The sequence below is a fragment of the Pseudomonas extremaustralis genome, from assembly GCF_900102035.1.
In the GTDB taxonomy this organism is placed as follows: domain Bacteria; phylum Pseudomonadota; class Gammaproteobacteria; order Pseudomonadales; family Pseudomonadaceae; genus Aquipseudomonas; species Aquipseudomonas extremaustralis.
Genome location: NZ_LT629689.1, coordinates 4,853,973 through 4,879,498, shown reverse-complemented (window position 1 = coordinate 4,879,498; position 25,526 = coordinate 4,853,973). Strand labels below are relative to the sequence as shown.

Here is a 25,526-nt window from a genome sequence, read left to right as displayed (position 1 = left end):
AAAGCGAGCAAGTCTACACCCCTCGACGGGGCAGGACAAAACTCAGCAGAAACAGGGCGGCGGCCGCGACGACAATCGACGGCCCGGCTGGCGTGTCCTTGAACCAGGACAGCGCCAGGCCCCCACACACTGCCAGCATCCCCAGCACACTGGCGCCGATCGCCATCTGCTCCGGCGAGCGGGCGTGGCGCTGGGCGGCGGCGGCGGGAATGATCAGCAGTGACGTGATCAACAATACGCCGACAATCTTCATCGCGACAGCGATCACCACGGCGATCAACAACATCAGGGCCATGCGCAGCGCGGGTACCGGCAAGCCTTCCACCGTGGCCAGTTCTTCGTGCACGGTGATTGCCAGCAGCGGGCGCCACAGCGTTACCAGCAGCACCAGCACCGCTGCGCTGCCGCCGAGAATCCACGAAAGATCCGTCGGACTGATCGCCAGCAGGTCGCCGAACAGGTAGGCCATCAGGTCGATGCGCACTTCATGCATGAAGCTCAGGACCACCAGGCCCAGGGACAGGGTGCTCGGCGCCAGGATGCCCAGCAGCGTGTCGGAAGCCAGCGGCTGGCGCTGTTGCAGGGTCACCAACAGCACCGCCAGCAGCAGGCAGCCGACGGTCACGGCGATGGTCGGGCTTACATCCAGCAAGAAGCCCAGGGCCACGCCCAGCAGCGCGGCGTGGGACAAGGTGTCGCCAAAATACGCCATGCGCCGCCAGACCACGAACGAGCCCAGCGGGCCCGCCACCAGCGCCAGAGCCAAGCCTGCCAGCAGGGCGTAGAGCAGAAAATCAGCCATGCTTGCAGCTATCTCCATGAACGTGAGTGTGGGGCGCAGCGGGATCGTCGACCACGGCGCCATGCAGGTCGTGGGCGTGGTCGTGACGGTGGTGGTAAATCGCCAGGCTCTGGGCATTCTTGCCGAACAGCTCGACGAAGGCCGGGTCGCCGCTGACCTGTTCCGGGTGGCCGGAGCAGCATACGTGGTGGTTCAGGCACACCACCTGGTCGGTGGTGCTCATCACCAGGTGCAAATCGTGGGAGACCATCAGCACGCCGCAGCCAAGGCGGTCGCGCAGGCGGGTGATGAGGCTGTACAGCTCGGCCTGGCCGGCGACGTCGACGCCCTGGACGGGTTCATCGAGCACCAGCAATTGCGGTTCGCGCAACAGGGCGCGGGCCAGCAGGACGCGCTGCATTTCGCCGCCGGAGATGCTTTGTATCGGGCTGTCGATCACCTGTTGGGCGCCGACTTCCTGGAGGGCTGCCTGGGCGCGAGCGCGATCCACGCCGGGCACCAGGCGCAAAAAGCGCAGCACTGAGAGTGGCAGGGTCGGATCGACATGCAGCTTCTGCGGCATATAGCCCACGCGCAGCTTGGGCTTGCGCCACACGCTGCCGGTGTCGGGCTTGAGCAGGCCGAGCACGGCGCGCACCAGGGTGGTCTTGCCGGCGCCGTTGGGGCCGATCAGGGTGACGATCTGCCCCGGTTCGACGCTCAGTGCGATGTTATCCAACACCTTTTGCCCGGCGAATGTGACCCCGACATGTTCCAGGCGGATTAACGCGTTGCTCATCAAGCCCCCTGGCAGCCCGAGCAGAGACCGACCACTTCGACCGTTTGCCCTTCGACTTGGAAGCCGACATCGGCGGCACTCTTGATAATGGCGTCGCTGATGCTTTTTTGTTCAAGTTCGATGGCGGCGTGGCATTGGCGGCAGATCAGGAACTGGCCCTGATGTGCGTGCTCCGGGTGGTTGCAGCCGACAAAGGCGTTAAGCGAAGCGATGCGGTGCACCAGGCCGTTTTCCAGCAGAAAATCCAGGGCACGGTACACCGTGGGCGGCGCCGCACGGCGCCCGTCCTGCTCGCTGAGCACGCCGAGAATGTCGTACGCGCCCAGCGGTTTGTGACTCTGCCACACCAGCTCCAGCACCCGACGACGCAAGGCAGTCAGGCGCAAGCCCTTTTGCCCGCACAGAGTGTCGGCCTCCGACAGCGCGGTATGCACGCAGTGAGAATGGTCATGGGGACGGCTGGCAAGTGGTGTTATAGGCATGAGCGGCGACAGATATTTGATAGAGACGTTATTATGTTACCCGTTCCTACGCCATTGAGTGGTCATCGTGTCCCGACTTTTTCCCGTTTTTGTCGTATTTGTCGCCAGTTTGCTTGTCACCGGCGCCGCTCAGGCCGAGGTCAAGGTGCTGACCAGCATCAAGCCGTTGCAGTTGATTGCGGCGGCGGTGCAGGACGGTGTGGCGGTCCCGGAGGTGTTGTTGCCGCCGGGTGCATCGCCGCATAACTATGCGTTGCGCCCATCCGACGTGCGGCGCGTGCAGTCGGTGGACCTGCTGTACTGGATCGGGCCGGACATGGAAGGTTTCCTGCCTCGCGTGCTCAAAGGTCGTACGGCGACAACAGTGGCGGTGCAGGACCTTCTGGGCATGAAACTCCGCCGTTTCGCCGAAGATAGCCATTCCCACGCCGACGATACCGACGAACACGACCACGATCACCGCCCCGGCAGCCTGGATGCACACTTGTGGCTATCGACCGTAAACGCCCGTGTGATTGCTGCGCGGATGGCTGCCGATTTGGCTGGCGCCGATCCGGCCAATGCCGCGCGTTACCAGAGCAACCTGAAGGCGTTCGACGAGCGCCTGGACGCCCTCGATGCGCGCTTGAAAGCCCGTCTGGCGCCGATCGGTGACAAACCTTACTTCGTGTTCCACGAAGCCTTCGATTACTTCGAAGATGCTTATGGCCTCAAGCACACCGGTGTGTTCAGCGTTGCCGCCGAAGTGCAGCCAGGTGCCCAGCACGTGGCGGCGATGCGCACGCGTCTGCAGGAAGTGGGCAAGACGTGCGTGTTCAGCGAACCGCCGCTGCGTCCACGTCTGGCCGAGACGTTGGTCGCCGGGCTGCCGGTGAAACTGGCCGAGCTGGACGCATTGGGCGGCTACACCCCGGCCACGGCCCAGGGTTACGAGCAGGTATTGGAAAAGTTGGGTAATGACTTGGCGGGCTGCCTGGAATCCCTCTGACCGCCAACGCATCACCCTTGTGGGAGCGAGCAAGCCCGCTCCCACTTTCTTGACCGAGCAGGTCTTTAGAGGGCGAACGGCAGGTGGACGGCGACCTGCTGTCGTTGCGCGAGCCGGTGTTCGAACTCGGCCGGATCGTGGATCAACACATCCTGCCCGGCGAACGATTCCGCCGCGATCAGGCGTGACAGCCAGAACCGCACGCACGCCACGCGCAACATCGTCGGCCACAGCTCGGCTTCCTTGGCCGTGAACGGCCGCAGGCCCGCGTAGGCGCCCAGCAGTGCGCGGGCGCGTGGCGCGTCGATCATGCCATCGGCATCCGAGCACCAGTCGTTCAGCGCAATCGCCACGTCGTACAGCATCGGTCCCGAGCAGGCGTTATAGAAGTCGATCAGGCCGGTCAGGTGGGTGCCTTCGAACATCGCGTTGTCGCGGAACAGGTCGGCGTGAACGTTGGCGCGTGGCAGGGCGAGGATGTCAGCCTTTTGGGCTTCGATTTCCGTCAATGCGTCTTGCAACAGGTGTTGCTGGGTGTCGTTCAAGTGCGAAATCAACTGCGCACCTTCGCTGAGCATCCAATCGAGCCCGCGGTCGGTCTTGCGCTCCAGCACCTTCTCGCCTTGAGTCGCCAGGTGCAGATGGCCAAGCAGTTCACCGACCTGAGCACAATGCTGCGCGTTGGCGTCCTTGATGTGCTTGCCGGCCAGGCGCGGTTGCAACAGCGCCGGCTTGCCCGCCAGTGTACGCAAGGCCACGCCATCGGTGGTGCGCAAGGCGTAAGGTACCGGCAGGTCGGCGTCGTGGAGCACGTCGAGCAGTTCGATGAAGAACGGCATTTCCGCGACCGGGCCGCGCTCAACCAGGGTCAGGACGAACTCGCCCTGCTCCAGGCTGATGAAGAAATTGGTGTTTTCACTACCGGCGGCAATCCCCTGGAAGTCAAGCAGGCGGCCGAGGCCATAAGGGGCGAGAAAGGTTTCCAGCTCGGGCCGAGCCAGGGGGGTGAACACAGACATGGTTAAAACTGCCAGGTACGGGCGCCGCGATGCGCGGCGCCAATTGAAGTTAAGAAATCATTTCCATTCGAAGATCTTCCATGACGGGATCAGCATATCCGGCTGGTCAGAGCGGATGAAGTTCGCATCGGTTCCGTCCGCGCGCACCAGGAAATACGGTGGAAAGCCTTTCTTCGTAATTTTGATCGCATACAGGAAACCATTTTGGCGGTACTCCTGAATGGTTCTGTCGCCTTCCGTGCGAATGGTAACTTCCGGATCACCCGATGGGGCACTGTCCGCCGCGATGGCAGCCATCGGAGCGAGTGCGATCAGGCCGGTCAACAGCAGGCGATTAAGTGTACGCATGATAACCTTGTCCCTTTGTTTTCAATGGTCCGGCTATTCTAGCGCCAGACCCGCCGAAAAGGTTGATCCTGCTCATGAGCCAAGCACCCCTCGTCCTGGTGGACGGTTCTTCTTATCTGTACCGCGCCTTTCACGCGCTGCCACCGCTGACCACTTCCAAAGGCTTGCCGACGGGTGCGGTCAAGGGCGTGTTGAACATGCTCAAAAGCCTGCGCAAGCAGTACCCGGACAGCCCGTTCGCGGTGGTGTTCGACGCCAAGGGTGGGACTTTTCGCGATGAAATGTACGCCGAATATAAAGCCCACCGTCCGAGCATGCCCGACGACATGCGCCTGCAAATCGAGCCGCTGCATCAGAGCGTGATCGCTTTGGGCTTCCCGTTGCTGTGTGTCGAAGGCGTGGAGGCCGATGACGTGATCGGCACCCTGGCCCGCAGCAGCGCGGCCGCCAACCGGCCGGTGGTGATTTCTACCGGCGACAAGGACATGGCGCAACTGGTCGACGGGCACATTACCTTGGTCAATACCATGACTGGTAGCTCGATGGATGTTGAGGGCGTAAAGGAGAAATTTGGCGTCGCACCAGAGCAGATCATCGATTACCTGGCGTTGATGGGCGATTCGTCCGACAACATCCCTGGCGTTCCGGGCATTGGTCCCAAGACGGCTTCCGGCTTGCTGGTGGGTGTGAATGGCGGCCTTAAAGAGCTTTATGAACAATTGGATATCGTGCCGACCTTGCCTATCCGGGGCGCCAAGACGTTGCCGGCCAAGCTTGAAGAGCATCGGGAAATGGCATTCCTGTCGTATCAGTTGGCGACTATCAAGGTCGATGTGCCGCTGGACGTGGGTCTGGACGACCTGCATCTGATCGAGCCGGACCGTGAAAAACTCCTGGAGCTGTACGCGCTGCTGGAGTTCAAGAGCTGGTACGAAGAGATTCAACGCGATACCAAGCGCGCGGAGCTCAAGGCGTCGACCGATGCTGCGCCGGTCGTTAAAGAGGTCACTGAGCCAGTGGTCGTCGCGCCCGCAGAGGCGACATACACCACCATTCTCGACCAGGCGACCTTCGACACCTGGCTGAAGAAGCTCAACGACGCCAAATTGTTCGCCTTTGACACCGAAACCACCGGTATCGACGCCCAACAGGCGCAATTGGTGGGCGTTTCGTTCGCGGTGCAGCCCCATGAAGCAGCCTACATCCCGCTGACCCATTCCTACATGGGCGTCCCGGAGCAACTGGATCGCGACAGCGTGTTGCTGGCCTTGAAGCCGCTATTGGAAGACCCGACCAAGCTCAAGGTCGGCCAGCACGCCAAATTCGACATGAACATTCTCGCGAACTGCGCCATCGGCGGCGACCCTGCCCAGGGCATAACCGTACGCGGCATTGCCTTCGACACCATGCTTGAGTCCTATGTGTTGAATGCCACCGCGACCCGGCATGACATGGACAGCCTGGCCAAGAAGTACCTGGACTATGACACCGTCAGCTTCCAGGACATCGCCGGCAAAGGCGCCAAGCAACTGACGTTCGACCAGATCCCGCTGGAACAGGCCGGCCCCTACGCCGCCGAAGACGCCGACGTGACCCTGCGCTTGCATCAGGCGCTGTTCGCCCAATTGGCGGCCATTCCGAGCCTGGCCAGTGTGCTGACGGACATCGAGATGCCGCTGGTGCCGGTGCTGGCGCGCATCGAGCGCCAGGGCGCCCTGGTGGATGCGCAGTTGCTCGGCGTGCAGAGCATTGAGCTGGGCAACAAGATGGTTGAACTCGAGCGCCAGGCCTTCGAGATCGCCGGTGAGGAGTTCAATCTCGGTTCGCCCAAGCAGCTCGGCGCTATCCTCTACGAAAAGCTGGGCCTGCCGGTACTGAAGAAGACCGCCAAGGGGCAGGCTTCGACGGCCGAAGAAGTGCTGGCCAAGCTGGCCGAAGATGACTATCCGCTGCCCAAGGTGCTGATGCAGTACCGCAGCATGAGCAAGCTGAAAAGCACCTACACCGACCGTCTGCCGGAACAGATCAACCCGCGTACCAAGCGTATCCACACGTCTTATCACCAGGCGGTGGCCGCTACGGGGCGCCTGTCTTCCAGCGACCCGAACCTGCAGAACATTCCGGTGCGCACCGCTGAAGGGCGGCGCATCCGCCAGGCATTTATCGCGCCCAAGGGCTACAAACTGCTGGCGGCGGATTATTCGCAGATCGAGCTGCGAATCATGGCGCACCTGTCTAAGGACGAAGGGCTGATGAATGCCTTCCGCCATAACCTGGATGTGCACACGGCCACGGCGGCCGAAGTGTTCAAGGTTGAGCTGGATAAGGTCACCTCTGATCAGCGCCGCAGCGCCAAGGCCATTAACTTCGGCCTGATCTACGGGATGGGCGCGCAGAAGCTGGGCAAGGACATCGGCGTCGATACCAAGACGGCCAAGGCGTATATCGATGTTTACTTCGCCCGTTATCCCGGGGTTCGTGAGTATATGGAGCGCACCCGCACCCAGGCTGCCGATCAAGGCTATGTGGAAACCCTCTTCGGCCGCCGGTTGTACCTGCCGGATATCCACTCCAACAAGCCTCAGGAGCGCGCGGCCGCAGAACGCACCGCGATCAACGCGCCCATGCAGGGCACTGCGGCAGATATCATCAAGAAAGCCATGGTGCGTGTGGACAACTGGCTGACCGAGTCGGGCCTGGACGCCAAGGTTATTCTGCAGGTACACGACGAACTGGTGCTGGAGGTGCGTGAGGATCTGGTCGCAGAAGTCAGCGCGAAGATTCGCGAGCACATGAGTGCGGCAGCGCAACTGGATGTACCGCTGCTGGTTGACGTGGGCGTGGGGGATAACTGGGACGAAGCCCACTGATTCCGGGGTTTTGCCACCACGTGGCGTGGTGGCAGAGTGCTTTAGTCCGGAAATCGACGTCGGTTATTCCCAATAGTTTTTTTAGCCTGCTGGAACTTAACCCGTGAATCGCTACTCAGAGTTACTGAATGGGTGGTGAAGCCCTTCAATGCTCCTATGTTGTGTTAAGTGTTGGCAGATATCTGGACCCCGCCCTAGCGGTCCGGAACTTGAACCCCGAACTTCCCCTCCCCATACGAAGTCCGGGGTTTTTTTTGCCCGCAGAAAAGTCATTCCGCGATTTGCGCGCCCTTGTCCGCCAATTCCATCCAGTCGGCCAGCACGGTGTAAGCCTCTTCCAGGCCCAGGCGCTTGGGAGCCGAGAACAGCTGGATAGTAATCGTGTCGCCCCAACCTTTACGGATTTCCGCCTGCACCTTGAGCAGCGTGTTCTTGGCCGCGCCGTAGGTCAGCTTGTCGGCTTTGGTCAGCAGGATGTGCATCGGCATGCCGCTGGCGACGGCCCAGTCGAGCATCAGCAGGTCGAAGTCGGTCATTGGATGGCGGATGTCCATCATCAGGATCAGCCCCTTCAAACTCTCCCGGCCACCGAGGTAAGCCTCCAGGTGACGCTGCCAGTGCAGTTTCAGCGGGATAGGTACTTTTGCATAACCGTAGCCCGGCAGGTCGACCAGACGCCGATCATCGTCTAGCTTGAAGAAGTTGAGCAACTGCGTGCGGCCCGGGGTTTTCGAGGTGCGCGCCAGGCTGGCGTGGGTCAGGGTGTTCAGTGCGCTGGATTTACCGGCGTTGGAGCGACCGGCAAAGGCGACTTCAAAGCCTTCGTCATCCGGGCATTGGTCCACTTTGGCGGCGCTGAGCATGAAGGTGGACTGTTGGCACAGGCCGAGGATGGGGTTCTTGAGTTGCATGAGATTTCCGATGTGGGCGGTGCCGAGAAAGGGTGCGGCAAGCGGTGTCGTTTCCGTTTCAGTAGCGCCAGTATATAATGCCGCAGATTTTGTGTGTGCTTTGTCCCAGCGAAGGACGGAGTTCACGGGAGCGATAGACCTTTATTGCGCATTAGAACGCAAAACGCTCTCAAACCCTGAAAAGGTCGATGTATGACCAGATGGTTGCTCGCTTCGGTGTCCTGATTCCGTTTTTCGGCGCTCAGGCTACACAGGATCCGGAAGTGGTGTACAACCGAGTTTGCGTGGCTTGCCATGCCGGCCAACTGCCGAACGCCCCCGAACGGGGTGACCAGGCAGCCTGGGTGCCAAGACTGGCGCATGGCATGGAGACGCTGGTGCGACACGCGACTCAGGGTTTCAAGGCAATGCCGCCGCGTGGTTTGTGCATGGACTGCTGGACCGAGGATTACCAGGCCGTCATTGAAATGATGGTGAGTAAACCCGGTTGATAACTCTTAAACCCTTAGCCGTAGTTGGATTAGCTGATGAACAAACTGATCGTGAGTCTGCTGTTGACCTTGGGCATCACCGGCGCTGCCGTCGCTGCAGGGGACCCTGTTAAAGGTGATGCCACTGCCGGTCAAGCGAAAGCCGGCGTATGTGGTGCCTGCCATGGACTGGATGGTAACAGTCCGGCACCGAACTTCCCTAAACTGGCCGGCCAGGGTGAGCGTTACCTGACCAAGCAGATGCACGACATCAAGAGTGGCAAGCGTGTGGTGCTGGAAATGACCGGTTTGCTGACCAACCTCAGCGACCAGGAACTGGCGGATATCGCCGCTTACTTCTCCAGCCAGAAAGGCAGTGTGGGAGCTGCTGATCCGAAACAAGTCGCACGTGGCCAGGATCTGTTCCGCGGCGGCAACCTGGAAAAAGGCATGCCTTCCTGCATCGGCTGCCACTCGCCTAACGGCGCAGGTCTTGCCGAAGCAGGCTTCCCGCATTTGGGCGGGCAACATGCGCAGTATGTCGCCAAGCAACTGACGGACTTCCGTGAAGGTAATCGCACCAACGACGGCGATACCAAAATCATGCAAAGCATCGCGGCCAAGCTCAGCAACAAAGATATCGAAGCTGTTTCCCAATACATCCAGGGCCTGCACTGATCGAGGCGCAACGTTAACACTCGATTAATCCCGTGATGCAAGCATAAAAAGGGTGGCCCAGGCCGCCCTTTTTTGTGGCCGGTGCCGTTACACTAACGAACTCATGCCCCCGTGGACCTGTCACAACAAAGGTCGCGTGAGGCGACTTTATTTGTCTAGGAGTAAAGCATGCGTAATCTGATCCTCAGCGCCGCTCTCGTCACTGCCAGCCTCTTCGGCATCACCGCACAAGCCGCCGATGTGCCGCTTGAAGCCGGTAAAACCTACGTTGAATTGGCCAACCCTGTTGCCGTATCGGTACCGGGCAAGATCGAAGTGGTGGAGCTGTTCTGGTACGGTTGCCCGCATTGCTACGCTTTTGAACCGACCATCAATCCATGGGTCGAAAAACTCCCTTCCGACGTGAACTTCAAGCGTATCCCTGCCATGTTCGGCGGCGCGTGGGATGCCCACGGCCAGTTGTTCCTGACCCTGGAAGCCATGGGGGTGGAGCACAAGGTCCATAACGCGGTATTCGACGCCATCCAGAAACAAGGCAAGCGTCTGACCAAGCCTGAGGATATGGCTGACTTCGTCGCTACCCAAGGTGTCGACAAGGACAAGTTCCTGGCCACCTTCAACTCCTTCGCCATCCAAGGCCAGATCAAGCAAGCCAAGGAGCTGGCGCAGAAGTATGGCGTGCAAGGCGTACCGACCATGATCGTCAACGGCAAATACCGTTTCGACCTGGGCACCTCCGGTGGTCCTGAGCAGACCCTCAACGTCGCCGACCAGTTGATCGCCAAAGAACGGGCAGCCAAGTAAGGGGCCCGCCATGCGCCGCTGGCGTACCGAACGCGTTGTCGGCCTGCGTGATCCGCAGGTCAACGAACATCACCTGGAATCCACGGGACTGGCGCAGGACAGTCGTCTGCGATTGCTCAGCTTCAATATTCAGGTAGGCATCAGTACCGAAAAATACCGGCACTACCTCACCCGTGGCTGGCAGCACCTGCTGCCCCACCAGGGGCGTGCCGACAACCTGCAAAAGATCGGCAACCTGTTGAATGACTTCGACCTGGTTGCCCTGCAGGAAGCCGACGGCGGCAGCATGCGCTCCGGCTATATCAACCAGGTGGAGCATCTGGCCCAACTGGGTGCCTTCCCCTATTGGTACCAACAACTCAATCGCAACCTCGGGCGCCTGGCGCAGCACAGCAATGGCGTGCTCAGTCGCTTGAAGCCATCGGCCATCGAGGATCATCCCTTGCCAGGCCCCAAGGGCCGGGGGGCAATCCTCGTGCGTTTTGGCGAAGGCCCTGAAGCCTTGGTGGTGGTGATGATGCACCTGGCGCTGGGTGCACGTGCCCGCACCCTGCAGCTGGCCTACATCCGCGAGCTGATTGGCAATTACAAGCACCAGGTATTGATGGGGGACATGAACACCCATGCCAACGACCTGTTGCTGAATTCCCCGTTGCGCGACCTTGGGCTCCTGGCACCGCAAGTCGAAGCCACGTTTCCCAGCTGGCGTCCGCAACGCTGTCTTGACCATATCCTGCTAAGCCCGACCCTCACGCTCGAAAGCGTGCAGGTTCTGGCGCAGCCCATCTCCGATCACCTGCCGGTCGCGGTAGAGATTCGTCTGCCGGGTTCGCTCTCGGCTGATGCATTGCCCGCGTTGAGCCCAGGCCCTCGCGGACCCCTTGCATGAGCGACGACGCCCAGCGCTGGAAAGAAAAATACCTGCAAAGTATCGAGCAACAAGAGAAGCTCGAACGCCGTTGGGCTGCCCGGCTCGACCTGCTGCGCCGTGGTCTGGTGCGCAGCACGCTGGCGGCTGAAGGGACCGACCGCGCGGTCGATCAATGCATGAAGGAAATGCGTGAAGTTGTCCGCACGGATGATATGGATGCGGCCCTTACCGCCTTGCTGCCGCGCCTGGAAAAAGCCGTGCTGGATTCGGAGCAGCGTCGCGAAACCCGTGTGGAGCAGATCAACACCGCGCTGACCGCCCTGGTCACCCAATTGCAAAAACTGCCGCTGCCACGTGAGGTCGCGCGGCCGCTGAAAACCTTTGCCAAGCAGTTGGACGGGCGAGTCAGCCAGGCCCGCGAGATCCCTCTGTTGCTCAGCGAGTTGAGCGGTCTGCAAGGGCAGGCGCTGAATAACCTGGAACCGGACGGCGAAACCACGCGCCCCGGTCCTGGGCTCTTGCAGCGCCTGTTTGGGACCAAGGAAGTGGCGACTGAGACGGCGGCAAGTGAGCCGGCTCCCATCCCGGCCCCGCAACCTGTCGCGGCCAAACCTGTCGTCGAGCCTCAGGCGCCCGAACAATCCGAGGAACTGGCACTCGCGCTGCGTGCCTTTGCGCCACAGCCTCAAGCGCCGGTTACCCCGCAGCCTGAGCCTGCAGCACCGGCCAATGTCGGGGTTGCCAGCGAAACGTTCGTCTACGAGGCCCCGGCTCAGGTGGCGCCGGTTGAGGTTCCCGTCGCAGGTGTCGAGCCCGGGAAGCCCGAGCCTCAGGCAGAGAAAACCGCGCCCGAGAGCGCCCTCGCCGCCTTTATCGAGGCACCTGTGGTTCAGCGTGATACGCCCGATGAGACGGTCATCGGCAGCCTGTCACTGCCTCCTGTGCTTGAGGCGCAGGAGCCTGACCCCGATGAGCTGCTATCCGGTGGCCTGTATTCTTTGCCCGATTCGCCGGAGCCTTCCTACAGCTCCGTGGCCAAGCACATCGAAGGTACCCTGCTCGGTTTGCTGGAAGACCTGTCTTTGCCTGAGCGCCATCGGCCCCAGGCCGAAGCCATGCGCGAGCGTCTGGCCCATGGTTTGAACTGGTACGAATTGTTGCCGATCCTCGATGACCTGGCGGTGTTGATGCTGGCCGTCACCGACAGCGGCCAGCATGAGTTCGAGGCGTATCTCAAGCAACTCAACGAGCGCCTTGAAGCGTTCCAGGGGCACTTGCAGATCGCCAGTGACGACCATGCCGACAGTCGTTCCGCCGCCAGGGAGCTGGATACGCAGATCCGCGAACAGGTGGATGGCATGCAAAGCAGCGTGCAGGAGGCTGCCGACCTGGACAGCCTCAAGCATGTATTGGAAAGCCATCTGGAAGGCTTGCTCGGCACGATGGACGAGCACCAGCAGCAACGAGACCAGCGCGAGCAGGAAGTGGCGGCGCGCCTGAAAGGGCTGGCCGAGCGCGTTTCCAACATGGAGCAGGAGGCCCAGGGTTATCGCGAGCACCTGGAGGTACAACGCCAGAAAGCACTGCTCGACCCGCTCACCGGCCTGCCAAACCGCGCAGCCTGGAGCGAGCGCCTCGATCAGGAGGTCAACCTTTGGCACCAGCGCGGCAACAGCCTGTCGCTGGCGATGCTCGATCTGGACCACTTCAAGCGCATCAATGACGGTTATGGCCACCTGGCCGGCGACAAGGTGCTGAAAATTATCGCCAGCGTGCTGCGCAAGCGTCTGCGCGCAAGCGACTTCATTGCGCGCTTCGGCGGTGAAGAGTTTGTAATGTTGATGCCCAACTCATCGCTGACGGATGCGCTGGCCGCGGGCGAGGTGTTGCGCGCGGCGATCGAAGCGTGCCCGTTTCACTTCAAGGGGGAGCCGGTGACGATCACCGTGTCCATGGGGGTGGCGCAGTTCCAGCCGGGAGAACGCAGCGATGTGGCACTCAAGCGTGCCGACGCGGCGTTGTATCGGGCCAAGGCTGCGGGGCGCAACCAAGTGCAGGCGGCTTAAAAGATGTGCCATTTTGTAATTTGACCGCCGAGCCATAAACGGTACGTTACACTGTTGCATTACTCTCTTCTGTGTATTGCCTTCCGCCATGAAATCCTTGTACTTCGCCTTTGTTTTTCTCCTGCTCTCGGGCTGCGCCAGCGGCCCTCGATTCGATACCCGCCACCCCTCGGTGAACTACGACAACCGCGTGCAGTTCGTGGTCGTCCACTACACCTCGGCCAGCCTCGACCGCTCCCTGGCGCTGCTCACCCATGGCCAGGTCAGCAGCCATTACCTGATCGGCGACGACGCCTCCGCCACCATTTACAAGCTGGTTGATGAAAGCCAGCGCGCCTGGCATGCCGGGGAAAGCGAGTGGATGGGCCGCACCTGGCTCAACTCCAGCTCCATCGGTATCGAGATTGTGAACCCTGGCTACAAGGACACCCCGACCGGGCGCTTGTGGTACCCGTATTCAGAAGCGCAGGTGAAATCGTTGGTGGTGCTGCTCAAGGACATCAGCAAGCGTAATGGCATCGACCCCAAGAACATCATTGGTCACAGCGACATCGCGCCACTGCGCAAGCTGGACCCCGGTCCGTTGTTCCCCTGGAAACGCTTGGCTGCCGAAGGGTTGGGCATGTGGCCCGAGGCCCAGGCCGTTGCGCGCTTCAAGGCGCAGTACGCCACGGAGCTGCCGAGCATTACCTGGTTCCAGGAAGAGTTGGCCCGTCTGGGCTACCAGACCCCTCAGACCGGTGAGCTGGATGTTGCCACGCGTCACGTGATTGCCGCGTTCCAGATGCATTTCCGCCCGTCGCTGTTTGATGGCACGCCGGATGCCGAAAGTGCTGCGATCTTGCGGGCATTGAACCGGCGTTAATTGCAGGAGCAAGCGCCCTCGCCACAAAAGGCGGTTCCTAAAGGGGCAGCGCCATATAGAACTGGGTGCCCTGCCCCGGCCGCGAATACACGCCCATGCGGCCGCCGTGCAATTGCACGATCTCCTTGCACAACGCCAGCCCCAGGCCGGCACCGCCTTTCTTGCGACCGACCTGGACGAAGGGCTCGAAGATCCGTCCCTGCTGTCCGTAGGCAATACCCTCGCCGTTGTCCTCGACGCTGATAATCACCCGTTCACCATGGCGACGCGCCTGCAGGCGAATCTGCCCGCCTTCGGCGGTGTGGCGCAGGGCGTTGCCCAGTAGGTTGTCGAGTACCCGTTCCAGTTGCGGCTGATCGGCATAGAGCCGCGGCAGGTCGGATTGGGCTTCTACCAGCAGTTCGATATGTTGCGTGTTGGCTTGCTCCAGGAAGCGCGCACGGGCGTGTTCAAGCAGGTCGATGACGTCGCACGGCCCCAGGGTCAGTTTCTGCAGGCCGTTCTGGTAGCGCGAGAAGTTGAGCAAGTCGTTGATCAACTGCATCAGGCGCTGCATCTCTTCATTGACCGTATCCAGCAAGTCCGCTTCACGGGAGTCGGCGGGGAACTTCGCCCGCTCGCGGAACAACCCGAACGCCATATGCATACCGGTCACCGGCGTGCGCAGCTCATGGGAGGCGCGCAATACGAACTCGCTGCGCACCCGTTCGAAGGCGCGCTGTTCGGTGACGTCATGCAGCACCATCACCGCCCCGAGAATATGTCCCTGGGTATGACTGACGGGCGTAAGGCTGTAGGTCAGCAAGCGCAGTTCGCCCTCGACTTCCACTTCCAGGTCATCGGGGGCCCGTTCCAGGTTACCGCCACGCAGCACCAGTCGCAGTTGTTCGTCCAGTTCCGGACGCACCAGTGCCTCGCCCAATCCCTGGCCGAGACGATCTTCATCCCAGCCCAGTTGGCGCTGTGCGACGGGGTTGAGGTGTTCCAGGCGGCCTTCGCGGTCGATCATCAGCAGGCCGTCATCGATGCTGTCGAGCACCGCTTGCAGGCGCTGCTGGCCGGCTAGCAGTTCATCGATATTGGTCGCCTGATGTTGGCGCAGGGCCTCGGCCATGATGCCGAAGCGACGGGTCAGTTGGTTCATTTCGGCCGCCGAAGAGATCGGCAGCGTCACTTCGAAGTCGCCCTGCCCGATCTTGTCCGCGGCCTTGGCCAGCGCTTCGATCGGTCCGCCAAACCGCCGGGCGATGCCATGGGCGGTGACAAATCCGATGATCAGCACCGCGAGCCCCACCAAACCCAGCAGACCGGCGATCAGCAACGCGCGTTCGCGGGACTTGTGTTCGCTGTTGCTGATGTTTTCCAGCGCCTGCTTGTGTTCGTCGATCAGGCTGTTGCGCAGTACGTTGAAGGTTTCGGTGAGTTTTTCCTTGCTGCCCGGTGGCGGCGACGGTTGCTGGGATTGGTCAAACGCTTCCAGCAGATTCTGGTACTCGCCTCGGGCCTGGCTGAAACCGATGCCCTGCCCATTGCGCTGTTCGTGGGCGACACCTTGGTCCAGCAGGTCGAAGTAGTGCTGCTTGGCGACGTTCAGCGCCTCAGGATCGGGGCGCTGCTCCAGCATCATCATCAACTGGTCGCCCAGGCTCTGGCGCAGCTTGAGCCCCAGGTCCAGGGTGGTGAAGTTGCTGCGAATCAAGGACTCCTGGGTCTTGGCCATCTGCATGACGCTCACCAGACCGAGGATCAATCCGAGCAGGGCGACGGTAATCAGCGCTGAGATACTCAGGAACAATCGAGTGCGCAGTGTCATCGCTAGCTTCATAAGGTGCCGCTCACAGGTTGTACTGTTTGCGTTTGCGATACAGGGTCGACGCGTCGATACCGAGGGTGCGAGCTGCCTGGTCCAGGGTATCGCTGGTGGCGAGCACCGCACCGATGTGGGCTTTTTCCAGTTCGTCCAGGCTCAGTGCGGCGCCGATGCGCGGGGCGTTGTTGGTCGGTTGCTCGGCCATGCCGAGGTGGATGATTTCGACTTTTTCCTGAGGGCAGATAATGCTGGCGCGTTCCACCACGTTGCGCAGCTCGCGGATATTGCCCGGCCAGCGATAGTTCAGCAGCGCTTCGCGGGCGTCATCACTGAAGCCGCGTGCCGGTCGCGCGTATTCCTTGACGAAGCGCGCCAGGAAGCGGTCGGCGAGGGTCAGTATGTCTTCGCTGCGTTCGCGCAGCGGCGGCAGGTGCAAGGTGATGACATTGAGGCGATAGAGCAGGTCTTCGCGGAAGCGGCCGTCGCGCACCATGTCCTCCAGGTTCAGGTTGGTGGCGGCGAGGATGCGCACATCGGCGCGGCGGGTGACCGGGTCGCCCACGCGCTCGTATTCCTTGTCCTGGATAAAACGCAGCAACTTAGGTTGCAGTGTGAGGGGAAAATCGCCGATCTCGTCGAGAAACAATGTACCGCCGTCGGCCTGGTTGACGCGGCCCAAGGTGCTCTCGCTGGCACCGGTAAAAGCGCCGCGGCTATGGCCGAACAGCTCGCTTTCCATCAGTTCTGCTGTCAGCGATGGACAGTTGATGGTCACGCAGGATTTCTTCGCCCGTTTACTCCAACCGTGAATGGCGCGAGCCAGTTCGCCTTTACCGGTACCGGACTCGCCCAGGATCAGGATGTTGGCGTCGGTGCCCGCCACCTGGCGCGCGGTTTCCAGCACCGCCATCATCGACGGGCTATGAGAGTCGAGGCCGTCTTTTGGTTGACGCACTTCGCCTTCCAAGGCTTCCAGGCGCGCGGAGAGTTGGCGCACCTCCAGCTGCTTGGCGGTGGCCAGGCGCAGTTGGTCGGGGCTGCAGGGTTTTACCAGGTAGTCGGCGGCGCCCGCCTGTATCGCGTCCACCGCAGTATCGACCGCCGAATGGGCCGTCACGATCACGACGCGCATCCAGGGGGCCTGGATGCGCATCTGCGCCAGCACCACCAGGCCATCGTCTTCACCCAGGCGCAGGTCAAGGAAGCACAGGTCGAACACTTGGCGCTGCATCAGCGCATCGGCCTGGGCGGCGCTGTTGGCGGTGGCGACGGTGTAGCCTTCATCTTCCAGGCAATAACGGAAGGTGCGCAGGATTGCGGATTCGTCATCCACTAAAAGAATGCGGCCTTGAAGTTCCTTGGCTGATCCCATCTGTCCCGCGCTCCTTAACTATGAATGATGGTGTTTAGTCCCGGAATAATCGGGCAAGTTGCATGGTTGATTCTGATCGATAAAAAGAAGCGTCGTGCACGTATCTGTCATACGTCCTACAAAGCCCGGCCTGCTGGCGTTTTCATGCCTTCTTGCCACTTCGGCAACTCGATATCCGCTTTATGTCCCTTTATCCGACCACTGGCCGTCGTGCAATTCGCACGGCGCACAGGGGGGCATCGTGCAGGATGCTGGGTGATTGGCAAAACGCTTATATTTAACTTATTGATTTTATTGATATTTATTTTACAAAAAAGCTGGCATGCGCTCTGCAATAGCTTTCCCAACGAATAATCAGAACGCGGGAGAACTTCAGCATGACTCGCCACAGCCTCAGCCAACTGCGTTTATCGCCACTACGCTTGCAGCAAGGCCTGTTTGCCAGCCTGGCGCTGATGGTCACGCTGATTGCCGGTCAGCAACTGCAGCATTGGCAGCAGAGTCCGCAGCAAGCCCCGTCGTTCGAACGCCCGGTGACGACCCAGACTCATTTCAGTTCCATCGGCAGCGTTTCTGCCGATGGAGCCGCCAAGCAATTACGTGTGGCCGACCAGGATTCGAGCCTGGGCGAGCTGCCCACCCAAGAACGTTGGGTTTTCTAGGCAACAAAATCGGGCGCTTGTGTTGAGCGTTCGTACAGCACTACCGCTGTTACCTCTTATAGAAGCGTAAGGAGAATCACCATGTTGAGTTGGGCAATCACATTTCTGATCATCGCCATTGTGGCTGCTGTCCTGGGCTTCGGTGGTATCGCGGGCACCGCCACGGGTATCGCTAAGATTCTCTTTGTCGTCTTCCTGGTGATGTTTATCGCATCGTTCTTCTTCGGTCGTCGCGGCCGAGGCTGAACATGACCCCTTCCTTTAAAGCCATGGTTGCCGCCCTGCTTGTGGGCGGCAGCGGTCTGGCGATGGCCGCCAACGACGGCCAATCGCGGGCCAACGAACTGCTCAGTGCGGACCCGCAATACCGCGAGACCTGGCAAGGCGTGGTGAAGAAAGAAGAGCGCCTGCCGGAATGGGTGATGAACCTGTCGGGTACGGCCGAGCAAATGAATGCCGTGGAAGAAGATGGCGACAAGTATTTGGTCGGGCCACTCTGCGAGACTGCCGACACGTGCCTGAACAAGCGCCTGATCGTCGCCTTCAGCTTCGACAAGGAAGATGCCTACGCCATGTTGGTGGAAGTTCCTGCGGGATTGCCGGCGGACAAGTCGCCCACGCGGCACGCCGATTACCGTTTTATCGGTAAGCCGGACGAAGGCATGCAGAAGTTGCTGATGGAGCAACTGAAGAAAGATCCGAATTGGTACTAGGTGCCGTCTGATACGTCTGTCATCAACGGCACCTGCTTCTATAGAAAGAAGCCCCTCGCTTCTTTCTGTCTGCATCGCTCGCCAAGGGTGATGCATGACCAGGGGGCCGGGTTGCTCTGATCAATCGGGATCGGCGTGACCTACGGGTACAGGGAGTACCTGCGCAAGGGCCGGGTCAGGCAAAAAGCTGCGACGCAAGTTCACAAGTCCTCAAGCTTGCTGAACTTGCGGCGGGCTTATGAAATTACCCTCCCGCCTTTTATGCCGCTCTTAGTCCAGAATTGGCTTTTCGCACGTTCACAACCATTACCTGGTGTGTCCACGCGACCATCTATCGAGAAAGTTTTGTCCGCGCCATAGGACATTTCTGACGCCATGGCCCTGAATTGCCAGACATTTCTGCCAATGGCCCGAAGTCCCACAAAATCTCTGCGAAAGCCTGAAATGGCCGGTTAACGGCATTTCTGCCAGGCAAAATGTCGCATTTGAACTGACCATTCGGACAGTTATTATCAAAAAAACTCATGCCGATTCGGCATAGGGTAGGCGTTTACGGCATTAGACGTCGCTCCCTTGCATGGGAATAGTTGCGCCTTTTTTCGCCTGCCAGTAAGCCATTTCGGCCACGCTGCGGTGACCTTCCATGGAGGCAGATGCACACACTTTTTCGCTTACGAGCGTTGCAGCTGGCGCATTTGCCTTAGGTCCACTTGAAGTAAGGGTAATGACATGAAGAAGGCAAAGCTAAGCCTCGCCTGGCAGATCCTCATCGGTTTGGTGTTGGGGATCGCAATCGGGGCAGTGCTCAACCATTTCAGTGCTGAAAAGGCCTGGTGGATCAGCAATGTGTTGCAGCCCGCGGGCGATATCTTTATCCGCCTGATCAAGATGATCGTGATCCCGATTGTGATTTCCTCGCTGATCGTTGGTATTGCCGGCGTGGGCGACGCGAAAAAGCTCGGGCGCATCGGCGTCAAAACCATCCTTTACTTCGAAATCGTCACCACCATCGCGATCGTGGTCGGCCTGTTGTTGGCCAACTTCTTCCATCCGGGTACCGGTATCGACATGAGTACCCTGGGTACCGTGGACATTTCCAAGTACCAGGCGACCGCGGCGGAAGTGCAACATGAGCATGCGTTCGTCCAGACCATCCTCAACCTGATTCCGTCGAACATCTTTGCCGCCGTCGCCCGTGGCGAGATGCTGCCGATCATTTTCTTCTCCGTGCTGTTCGGCCTCGGCCTGTCGAGCCTCAAGCCCGAGCTGCGCGAACCGCTGGTGACGATGTTCCAGGGCGTGTCCGAAAGCATGTTCAAAGTCACCCACATGATCATGAAGTACGCGCCTATCGGTGTGTTCGCGCTGATCGCGGTGACCGTCGCCAACTTCGGCTTCGCCTCCTTGCTGCCGCTGGCCAAGCTGGTGATCCTGGTTTACGTCGCGATCCTGTTCTTCGCTTTTGTGGTCCTGGGCCTGATCGCCCGCCTGTTCGGCTTCTCGGTGATCAAGCTGATGCGCATCTTCAAGGATGAGCTGGTGCTGGCCTATTCCACCGCCAGTTCCGAAACCGTGCTGCCGCGTGTGATCGAGAAGATGGAAGCCTACGGTGCGCCGAAGGCCATTTGCAGCTTTGTGGTACCGACCGGTTACTCGTTCAATCTCGACGGTTCGACCCTGTACCAGAGCATCGCCGCGATCTTTATCGCTCAGTTGTATGGCATCGACCTGTCGATCGGTCAGCAACTGATGCTGGTGCTGACCTTGATGGTCACCTCCAAAGGCATCGCTGGTGTGCCGGGCGTGTCTTTCGTGGTGCTGCTGGCTACCCTGGGCAGCGTGGGCATTCCGCTGGAAGGCCTGGCGTTCATCGCCGGTGTCGACCGCATCATGGACATGGCGCGTACCGCACTCAATGTAATCGGCAACGCCCTGGCAGTGTTGATCATCTCCCGTTGGGAAGGCATGTACGACGACGCCAAGGGCGAGCGCTACTGGAACTCCCTGCCGCACTGGCGCAGCAAGGAAGCGCTGCCGGTCGGTGAGACCAGCCGCGGCTGATGCTGGCGTGATGCGAACAAACCCCGGGAAATCCGGGGTTTGTCGTTTCTGCCGACCCCGCTATCATTCGGCCCATCTTTCGGGGGATTCAACTGATGCTCAATGGCCTGTGGCTTGGCTTCTTTGTCGTGGCAATGGTGTCAGCACTGGCGCAATGGCTGGTTGGCGGTAACGCTGGGATTTTCGCGGCAATGGTGGAGAGTATTTTCGCCATGGCCAAATTGTCGGTGGAAGTGATGGTGCTGCTGTTCGGCACCCTGACGCTATGGCTGGGCTTTTTGCGCATCGCCGAGAAGGCCGGGATCGTCGGATGGCTGGCCAAGGCGCTTGGCCCCTTGTTCCGTCGCCTGATGCCGGAAGTGCCCGCCGGCCACCCCGCCATCGGCCTGATTACTCTCAACTTCGCGGCCAACGGCCTGGGCTTGGATAACGCCGCCACGCCCATCGGTTTGAAGGCCATGAAAGCGCTGCAGGAACTCAACCCGATCCCCAACACCGCCAGTAACGCGCAGATTCTGTTTCTGGTGCTCAACGCGTCTTCGCTGACGCTGTTGCCGGTAACCATCTTTATGTACCGCGCCCAGCAAGGTGCGGCTGATCCGACGTTGGTGTTCCTGCCGATCCTGCTGGCCACCAGCGCGTCGACCCTGACGGGCTTGCTGTCGGTGGCGGTGATGCAGCGCCTGCGGCTGTGGGACCCGGTGGTGCTGGCGTACCTGATTCCGGGGGCACTGGTGCTCGGTGGGTTCATGGCGCTGCTGGCGACTCTGTCGGCGACTGCGCTGGCCGGGCTGTCGTCGATCCTCGGCAACCTCACGCTGTTCGGGCTGATCATGGTGTTCCTGCTGATCGGCGCGTTGCGCAAGGTCAAGGTGTACGAGGCCTTTGTCGAAGGTGCCAAAGAAGGCTTCGATGTCGCCAAGAACCTGCTGCCCTATCTGGTGGCGATGTTGTGTGCCGTGGGCGTGTTGCGTGCATCCGGGGCGCTGGATTTCGGCCTCGAAGGCATTCGCCATGTGGTGGCCTGGACCGGCCTGGACACGCGCTTCGTCGACGCGCTGCCGACCGCGATGGTCAAGCCATTCTCTGGCAGTGCGGCGCGGGCGATGTTGATCGAGACCATGCAGACCCAGGGCGTCGACAGCTTTCCGGCGCTGGTGGCGGCGACGGTTCAGGGCAGTACCGAGACCACCTTCTATGTGTTGGCGGTGTATTTCGGCTCGGTGGGCATTCAGCGCGCGCGGCATGCGGTGGGGTGTGCGTTGCTGGCGGAATTTGCCGGTGTGGTGGCGGCGATTTCGGTGTGTTACTGGTTCTTTGGTTAAGGCTTGGAAGGCTATCGGGAGCAAGCCCCCCCACACTTGAGCGCATTCCGTCAGGATGAATACGCTCAACTGTGGTAGGGGGCTTGCTCCCGATGAGGCCCTAGCCCTTCGACGCACTGTTGCCTTGCGCCACCACCCAATCCACTACCTGTTTATTCAACTGATCCCCTGCCTGCCCAAACCCGGTCACGACCGCCGGGACTTTGGTATCGCTCACCGGTTGGCGAATTTCAAAGCGTCGGCTGGCCACGATGCGCTGATCGCGCCCACGTACCAGGCGTGCATCCAGGCGAATCACCACCTCCAGCGCATTACCCCGGTATTCACTCTGGAACGCCTGCAATTGTCCGCCCAACTCATAGTCGGCCTGCAGATTGGTGTCGTCGGTACTCAGCAGCGTCACCCGGCCATCGCGTTGGAAGCCATCCATGAAGCGGTTGCGCAGCAGCACCGGCGCCGGATCGCTCCAGCGCGAGCTGGCGTAGCTGCTGATCAGGTCGCCATTGGGCACCACGGCGATACGCGGGCTGTCGAGAAACTCACTGGTCTGGGGTTTGTTGACGCGCAGCGACCAGGTCACTGGCGTGGCCTGGCTGGTCGTCTGGGCGGACGCCAGGCGGTATACGTCCGAGGGCTCGGCTTTGGGCAAGATCGAGCAGGCGCTGACCAGCGCCGCCAGCGCCACAGGGGCAATCAGTCGGTAAGCACGCTTCATGGCGTGAACTCCTTGTTCTTGTCGCTGCCCAGCAGGTAACCGCTGGGGTTGGCTTCCAGGCGGCGAGAGATGGCGCGCAGCGAGCCGAGGGTTTCGCGCAGTTCGCGCACGGCCGGCGCCAGTTCGTTGAGGCCCTGCATGCCGCTGTTCACCGAGTCCTTGTTGTTGGTCAGCAAGGTGTTGATGGTTGCGGTGCTTTGCTCGAGGGATTTCATCGCTTGCTCGGCGCTGCCGAACACTTGCTTGCCTTGATCGCTGAGCAGGCCATTGGCATTGCGCATCAGCGCGGTGGTCTGTTCCAGGGCGGCACCGGCCTGTTTGCTCACCTGCATCAGTTGTTGCATCACCACCTTGATATCGCCGCGCTGGTCGGCGATGGCGCCAGTGGTCTGTTCCAGGTGGTCCAGGGTGTTGCTCAGACGTTCGACATTCTGCGGGGAGAACATCTCGTTGGCGTTGTGCAGCAGCAGGTTGACGCTGGTCATCAGGTCATTGCTGTTATTGAGCAGGCGCGCGATGGGTGATGGCGAGGCGATGATTTGCGGCAGTGCCCCGTCCTTACCCTTGAGTTTCGGGCTTTGCGGCGTACCTCCGCTGAGCTGGATGATCGACGTACCGGTGATGCCGGTCAGGGCCAGCTTGGCCTGGGTGTCTTCCTTGATCGGTGTCTGGCCGGAGAGGCGGATGCGTGCGAGCACGCGGCGCGGGTCCTTGGGGTCCAGGCTCAGGCTGATCACATCGCCGACCTTGATCCCGCTGTATTGCACGGAGCTGCCTTGGGACAGGCCGCTGACCGCTTCGTTGAAGATCACTTCGTAATCCTGGAAGGCCGTGTCGACGCTGGACTTGGCCAGCCACAGGCCAAACAGCATCGCGCCGACCACCACGATCACGCTGAACAAACCGATCATCACATGATGGGCTCGGGTTTCCATGTCATACCTCGTTGAGCGATTGAGCGGCATCCAATGCCGCGCGGCCACGGGGGCCGTGGAAGTATTCGTGAATCCAGGCGTCGTCGGTTTCCGAGACGACATCGATGGCGTCGGCCACCAGCACTTTCTTCTGCGACAGCACCGCCACGCGGTCGGTGATGGTGTACAGCGTGTCCAGGTCATGGGTGACCAGGAACACGCTCAAACCCAGCGCGTCGCGCAGGGTCAGGATCAGTTGGTCGAATTGCGCCGCGCCGATCGGATCGAGGCCGGCGGTGGGTTCATCCAGAAACAGGATGTCCGGGTCCAGCGCCAACGCGCGGGCCAGGGCGGCGCGCTTGATCATGCCGCCGGACAGCGACGCCGGGTATTTGTCGGCTGCCGACAGCGGCAACCCGGCCAGGGCCAGCTTGACCGCGGCCAGGTGCTCGGCGTCGGCGCGGCTCAGGCCGGCGTGTTCGATCAGCGGCAGTGCGACGTTTTCGGTCACGGTCAGCGAGGAAAACAGCGCGCCCTTCTGGAACAGCACGCCAAAGCGTCGTTCCACCAGGGAGCGCTCCTGCTCCGGCAGGTTCGACAGGTTCTTGCCGAACACCCGCACCTCGCCCGCGCTGGGCCGGCGCAGGCCGACGATGCTGCGCAACAGCACCGACTTGCCGCTGCCGGAGCCGCCGACCACCGCGAGGATCTCACCCTTGTACAAATCCAGGTCGAGGTTCTCGTGCACGCTCTGGCTGCCAAAGCGGTTGCACAGTCCACGCACCTCGATCACCGCCTCGCTGGGCGCTCGGGGCAGGCGGCTCACCAGCTCATCTCCATGAAGAACAGCGCGGCGACGGCGTCCAACACGATCACCACAAAGATCGATTGCACCACGCTGGAGGTGGTGTGGGCACCGACCGACTCGGCGCTGCCGCTGACCTTGAAGCCTTCCAGGCAACCGATGGCGGCGATCAGGAAGGCGAAGAACGGTGCTTTCACCATGCCCACCAGGAAATGCTTCACGCCAATGTCCGATTGCAGCAGCGAGAGAAACATCGCCGGCGAGATATCCAGGGTCAGCGCGCACACTACCCCGCCGCCGACGATCCCCGAGAGCATTGCCAGGAATGTCAGCATTGGCAGCGACACCAGCAGCGCCAGCACGCGGGGCAAGACCAGCAGCTCCATCGGGTCCAGGCCCAGGGTGCGGATGGCGTCGATTTCTTCGTTGGCCTTCATCGAGCCGATCTGTGCGGTAAAGGCACTGGCGGTGCGGCCGGCGATCAGGATGGCCGTCAGCAAAACGCCGAATTCCCGTAGGAAGGAAAACGCTACCAAGTCCACGGTAAAAATCGTCGCGCCAAAGCTCTTGAGCACCGTGGCGCCGAGAAATGCCACCACGGCGCCCACCAGAAAGGTCAGCAAGGCGACGATGGGCGCGGCGTCGAGGCCGGTCTGCTCGATATGGGCGACCATGGGCGTCACACGCCAGCGCTTGGGCCGGAAAATGCTGCGGGCGAAGGTCTCCAGGATCAGGCCGATAAAGCCCAGCAGTTGTTTACTGTCCTGCCAGACGGCGTCCACGGCGCGGCCGATGCGCGCGAGCAACTGGATGCCGGCGGCTTCTTCCGGCGCTTTCTCCGGTACGCAGAAATCATTGAGTGAGCGATAGACGGTTTTGAGCAGGGCGCGGTCGGCGGCGGACAGGCTGCAATCGGTCTGCTCGGCGGATTGCTCGATACGGGTCGGTCCCAGCAGTTCCACCAGCAGCGAGGCACCGGCAGTATCCAGGGCGCCGAGGCCGTTGAGGTCGATGCGCGCGCCCGCGTCGTATTTTCCATCGAGCTTGTCCGACAGCTTCTTCAGGCTGGCGTAGTGGGCAAGCGTCCAGTCCCCCGTAATCCTGAGTAACGGAGGAGCGGTGGACGTATCGAGGTGGGCGGCGCCGGCCGTCGGACTACTGGTCATAAGCTCCAAGCTTGTCTGGCTATCCACAATT

24 protein-coding genes and 1 pseudogene are annotated in these 25,526 nt (G+C 60.9%); 13 read left to right on the top strand and 12 right to left on the bottom strand.

Annotated features, from left to right (window positions below; all coding sequences use genetic code 11):
- Positions 1 to 13: 13 nt before the first annotated feature.
- From znuB to BLR63_RS22355, 3 genes are read right to left on the bottom strand one after another with little or no spacing between them, the layout of a single operon-like run.
- The gene (znuB, locus tag BLR63_RS22365) at positions 14 to 802 is read right to left on the bottom strand and encodes a zinc ABC transporter permease subunit ZnuB (protein ID WP_010566710.1); all 789 of its coding nucleotides are present in this window, start codon (positions 800 to 802) and stop codon (positions 14 to 16) included.
- Positions 795 to 1,580, bottom strand: coding sequence for a zinc ABC transporter ATP-binding protein ZnuC (znuC, locus tag BLR63_RS22360; RefSeq protein ID WP_010566711.1), 786 nt, complete (start codon positions 1,578 to 1,580; stop codon positions 795 to 797). The genes znuB and znuC overlap by 8 nt, the downstream gene beginning before the upstream one ends.
- The gene (locus tag BLR63_RS22355; protein ID WP_010566712.1) at positions 1,580 to 2,062 is read right to left on the bottom strand and encodes a Fur family transcriptional regulator; all 483 of its coding nucleotides are present in this window, start codon (positions 2,060 to 2,062) and stop codon (positions 1,580 to 1,582) included. The genes znuC and BLR63_RS22355 overlap by 1 nt, the downstream gene beginning before the upstream one ends.
- A 58-nt stretch (positions 2,063 to 2,120) precedes the next feature.
- Between BLR63_RS22355 and BLR63_RS22350 the strand changes: the two genes are divergently transcribed.
- Positions 2,121 to 3,050, top strand: a complete 930-nt coding sequence (locus BLR63_RS22350; protein WP_042947329.1) for a zinc ABC transporter substrate-binding protein ZnuA — start codon at positions 2,121 to 2,123, stop codon at positions 3,048 to 3,050.
- Between the two features lie 65 nt (positions 3,051 to 3,115).
- On the opposite strand, the gene BLR63_RS22345 is transcribed toward BLR63_RS22350, so the two are convergent.
- Both BLR63_RS22345 and BLR63_RS22340 read right to left on the bottom strand, forming a co-directional pair.
- Complete coding sequence (locus BLR63_RS22345) at positions 3,116 to 4,069, bottom strand: homoserine kinase (RefSeq protein ID WP_010566714.1); 954 nt, start codon at positions 4,067 to 4,069, stop codon at positions 3,116 to 3,118.
- 57 nt (positions 4,070 to 4,126) lie between these two features.
- A complete protein-coding gene (locus tag BLR63_RS22340) occupies positions 4,127 to 4,417 on the bottom strand; it encodes a DUF2782 domain-containing protein (RefSeq protein ID WP_010566715.1) in 291 nt (96 codons plus the stop codon).
- Positions 4,418 to 4,491: 74 nt separating this feature from the next.
- Between BLR63_RS22340 and polA the strand changes: the two genes are divergently transcribed.
- Positions 4,492 to 7,287 (top strand): DNA polymerase I, encoded by a 2,796-nt coding sequence (gene polA, locus BLR63_RS22335; RefSeq protein WP_010566716.1) that lies wholly within the window; start codon positions 4,492 to 4,494, stop codon positions 7,285 to 7,287.
- A 269-nt stretch (positions 7,288 to 7,556) separates the two neighbouring features.
- Here polA and yihA read toward each other — a convergent pair whose 3' ends face one another.
- Positions 7,557 to 8,198, bottom strand: a complete 642-nt coding sequence (gene yihA, locus BLR63_RS22330) for a ribosome biogenesis GTP-binding protein YihA/YsxC (protein ID WP_010566717.1) — start codon at positions 8,196 to 8,198, stop codon at positions 7,557 to 7,559.
- Positions 8,199 to 8,390: 192 nt separating this feature from the next.
- Here yihA and BLR63_RS22325 point away from each other — a divergent pair.
- The 6 genes and pseudogenes from BLR63_RS22325 to BLR63_RS22300 all read left to right on the top strand — a co-directional run bounded on the left by BLR63_RS22325 (position 8,391) and on the right by BLR63_RS22300 (position 13,952).
- A pseudogene (locus tag BLR63_RS22325) lies at positions 8,391 to 8,689 on the top strand (c-type cytochrome).
- 36 nt (positions 8,690 to 8,725) lie between these two features.
- Positions 8,726 to 9,346, top strand: a complete 621-nt coding sequence (locus tag BLR63_RS22320) for a c-type cytochrome (protein WP_010566719.1) — start codon at positions 8,726 to 8,728, stop codon at positions 9,344 to 9,346.
- A 168-nt stretch (positions 9,347 to 9,514) separates the two neighbouring features.
- Positions 9,515 to 10,150 carry a thiol:disulfide interchange protein DsbA gene (gene dsbA / locus BLR63_RS22315; protein WP_010566720.1) on the top strand — a complete coding sequence of 212 codons (636 nt, stop codon included), beginning with the start codon at positions 9,515 to 9,517 and terminating at the stop codon, positions 10,148 to 10,150.
- A gap of 10 nt (positions 10,151 to 10,160) precedes the next feature.
- Positions 10,161 to 11,039, top strand: a complete 879-nt coding sequence (locus tag BLR63_RS22310) for an endonuclease/exonuclease/phosphatase family protein (RefSeq protein ID WP_010566721.1) — start codon at positions 10,161 to 10,163, stop codon at positions 11,037 to 11,039.
- A complete protein-coding gene (locus tag BLR63_RS22305) occupies positions 11,036 to 13,087 on the top strand; it encodes a GGDEF domain-containing protein (protein WP_010566722.1) in 2,052 nt (683 codons plus the stop codon). The genes BLR63_RS22310 and BLR63_RS22305 overlap by 4 nt, the downstream gene beginning before the upstream one ends.
- A gap of 88 nt (positions 13,088 to 13,175) precedes the next feature.
- Positions 13,176 to 13,952: an N-acetylmuramoyl-L-alanine amidase gene (locus BLR63_RS22300; RefSeq protein ID WP_010566723.1), complete on the top strand. Its 777-nt coding sequence runs from the start codon at positions 13,176 to 13,178 to the stop codon at positions 13,950 to 13,952.
- 37 nt (positions 13,953 to 13,989) lie between these two features.
- On the opposite strand, the gene BLR63_RS22295 is transcribed toward BLR63_RS22300, so the two are convergent.
- Together BLR63_RS22295 and algB are read right to left on the bottom strand one after the other, a co-directional pair.
- A complete protein-coding gene (locus BLR63_RS22295) occupies positions 13,990 to 15,777 on the bottom strand; it encodes an ATP-binding protein (RefSeq protein WP_010566724.1) in 1,788 nt (595 codons plus the stop codon).
- 10 nt (positions 15,778 to 15,787) lie between these two features.
- Complete coding sequence (algB, locus tag BLR63_RS22290; protein WP_010566725.1) at positions 15,788 to 17,134, bottom strand: sigma-54-dependent response regulator transcription factor AlgB; 1,347 nt, start codon at positions 17,132 to 17,134, stop codon at positions 15,788 to 15,790.
- 377 nt (positions 17,135 to 17,511) lie between these two features.
- On the opposite strand from algB, the gene BLR63_RS22285 reads away from it, so the two are divergent.
- The 5 genes from BLR63_RS22285 (at position 17,512) to BLR63_RS22265 (ending at position 21,895) form a co-directional block, all read left to right on the top strand.
- Positions 17,512 to 17,796 carry a hypothetical protein gene (locus tag BLR63_RS22285; protein ID WP_010566726.1) on the top strand — a complete coding sequence of 95 codons (285 nt, stop codon included), beginning with the start codon at positions 17,512 to 17,514 and terminating at the stop codon, positions 17,794 to 17,796.
- An 81-nt stretch (positions 17,797 to 17,877) separates the two neighbouring features.
- The gene (locus BLR63_RS22280) at positions 17,878 to 18,042 is read left to right on the top strand and encodes a DUF1328 domain-containing protein (RefSeq protein ID WP_003170804.1); all 165 of its coding nucleotides are present in this window, start codon (positions 17,878 to 17,880) and stop codon (positions 18,040 to 18,042) included.
- A 2-nt stretch (positions 18,043 to 18,044) separates the two neighbouring features.
- A complete protein-coding gene (locus BLR63_RS22275) occupies positions 18,045 to 18,509 on the top strand; it encodes an inhibitor of vertebrate lysozyme family protein (protein WP_010566727.1) in 465 nt (154 codons plus the stop codon).
- Positions 18,510 to 19,238: 729 nt separating this feature from the next.
- Entirely contained in the window at positions 19,239 to 20,570 is a 1,332-nt protein-coding gene (gene gltP / locus BLR63_RS22270; RefSeq protein WP_010566728.1) for a glutamate/aspartate:proton symporter GltP, read from the top strand.
- 95 nt (positions 20,571 to 20,665) lie between these two features.
- A complete protein-coding gene (locus BLR63_RS22265; RefSeq protein ID WP_010566729.1) occupies positions 20,666 to 21,895 on the top strand; it encodes a nucleoside recognition domain-containing protein in 1,230 nt (409 codons plus the stop codon).
- Positions 21,896 to 21,995: 100 nt separating this feature from the next.
- On the opposite strand, the gene BLR63_RS22260 is transcribed toward BLR63_RS22265, so the two are convergent.
- Genes BLR63_RS22260 through BLR63_RS22245 form a run of 4 tightly spaced genes read right to left on the bottom strand, consistent with a single transcriptional unit; the run spans position 21,996 to position 25,495 of the window.
- Positions 21,996 to 22,610, bottom strand: coding sequence for an ABC-type transport auxiliary lipoprotein family protein (locus BLR63_RS22260; RefSeq protein ID WP_010566730.1), 615 nt, complete (start codon positions 22,608 to 22,610; stop codon positions 21,996 to 21,998).
- Entirely contained in the window at positions 22,607 to 23,545 is a 939-nt protein-coding gene (locus tag BLR63_RS22255) for an MlaD family protein (protein ID WP_010566731.1), read from the bottom strand. Before BLR63_RS22255 ends, BLR63_RS22260 begins: the two co-directional genes overlap by 4 nt.
- Before the next feature lies 1 nt (position 23,546).
- On the bottom strand, positions 23,547 to 24,350 hold the full coding sequence (locus tag BLR63_RS22250) for an ABC transporter ATP-binding protein (protein WP_010566732.1): 804 nt from the start codon (positions 24,348 to 24,350) through the stop codon (positions 23,547 to 23,549).
- Positions 24,347 to 25,495: an ABC transporter permease gene (locus tag BLR63_RS22245; protein ID WP_010566733.1), complete on the bottom strand. Its 1,149-nt coding sequence runs from the start codon at positions 25,493 to 25,495 to the stop codon at positions 24,347 to 24,349. Before BLR63_RS22245 ends, BLR63_RS22250 begins: the two co-directional genes overlap by 4 nt.
- Positions 25,496 to 25,526 lie beyond the last annotated feature (31 nt).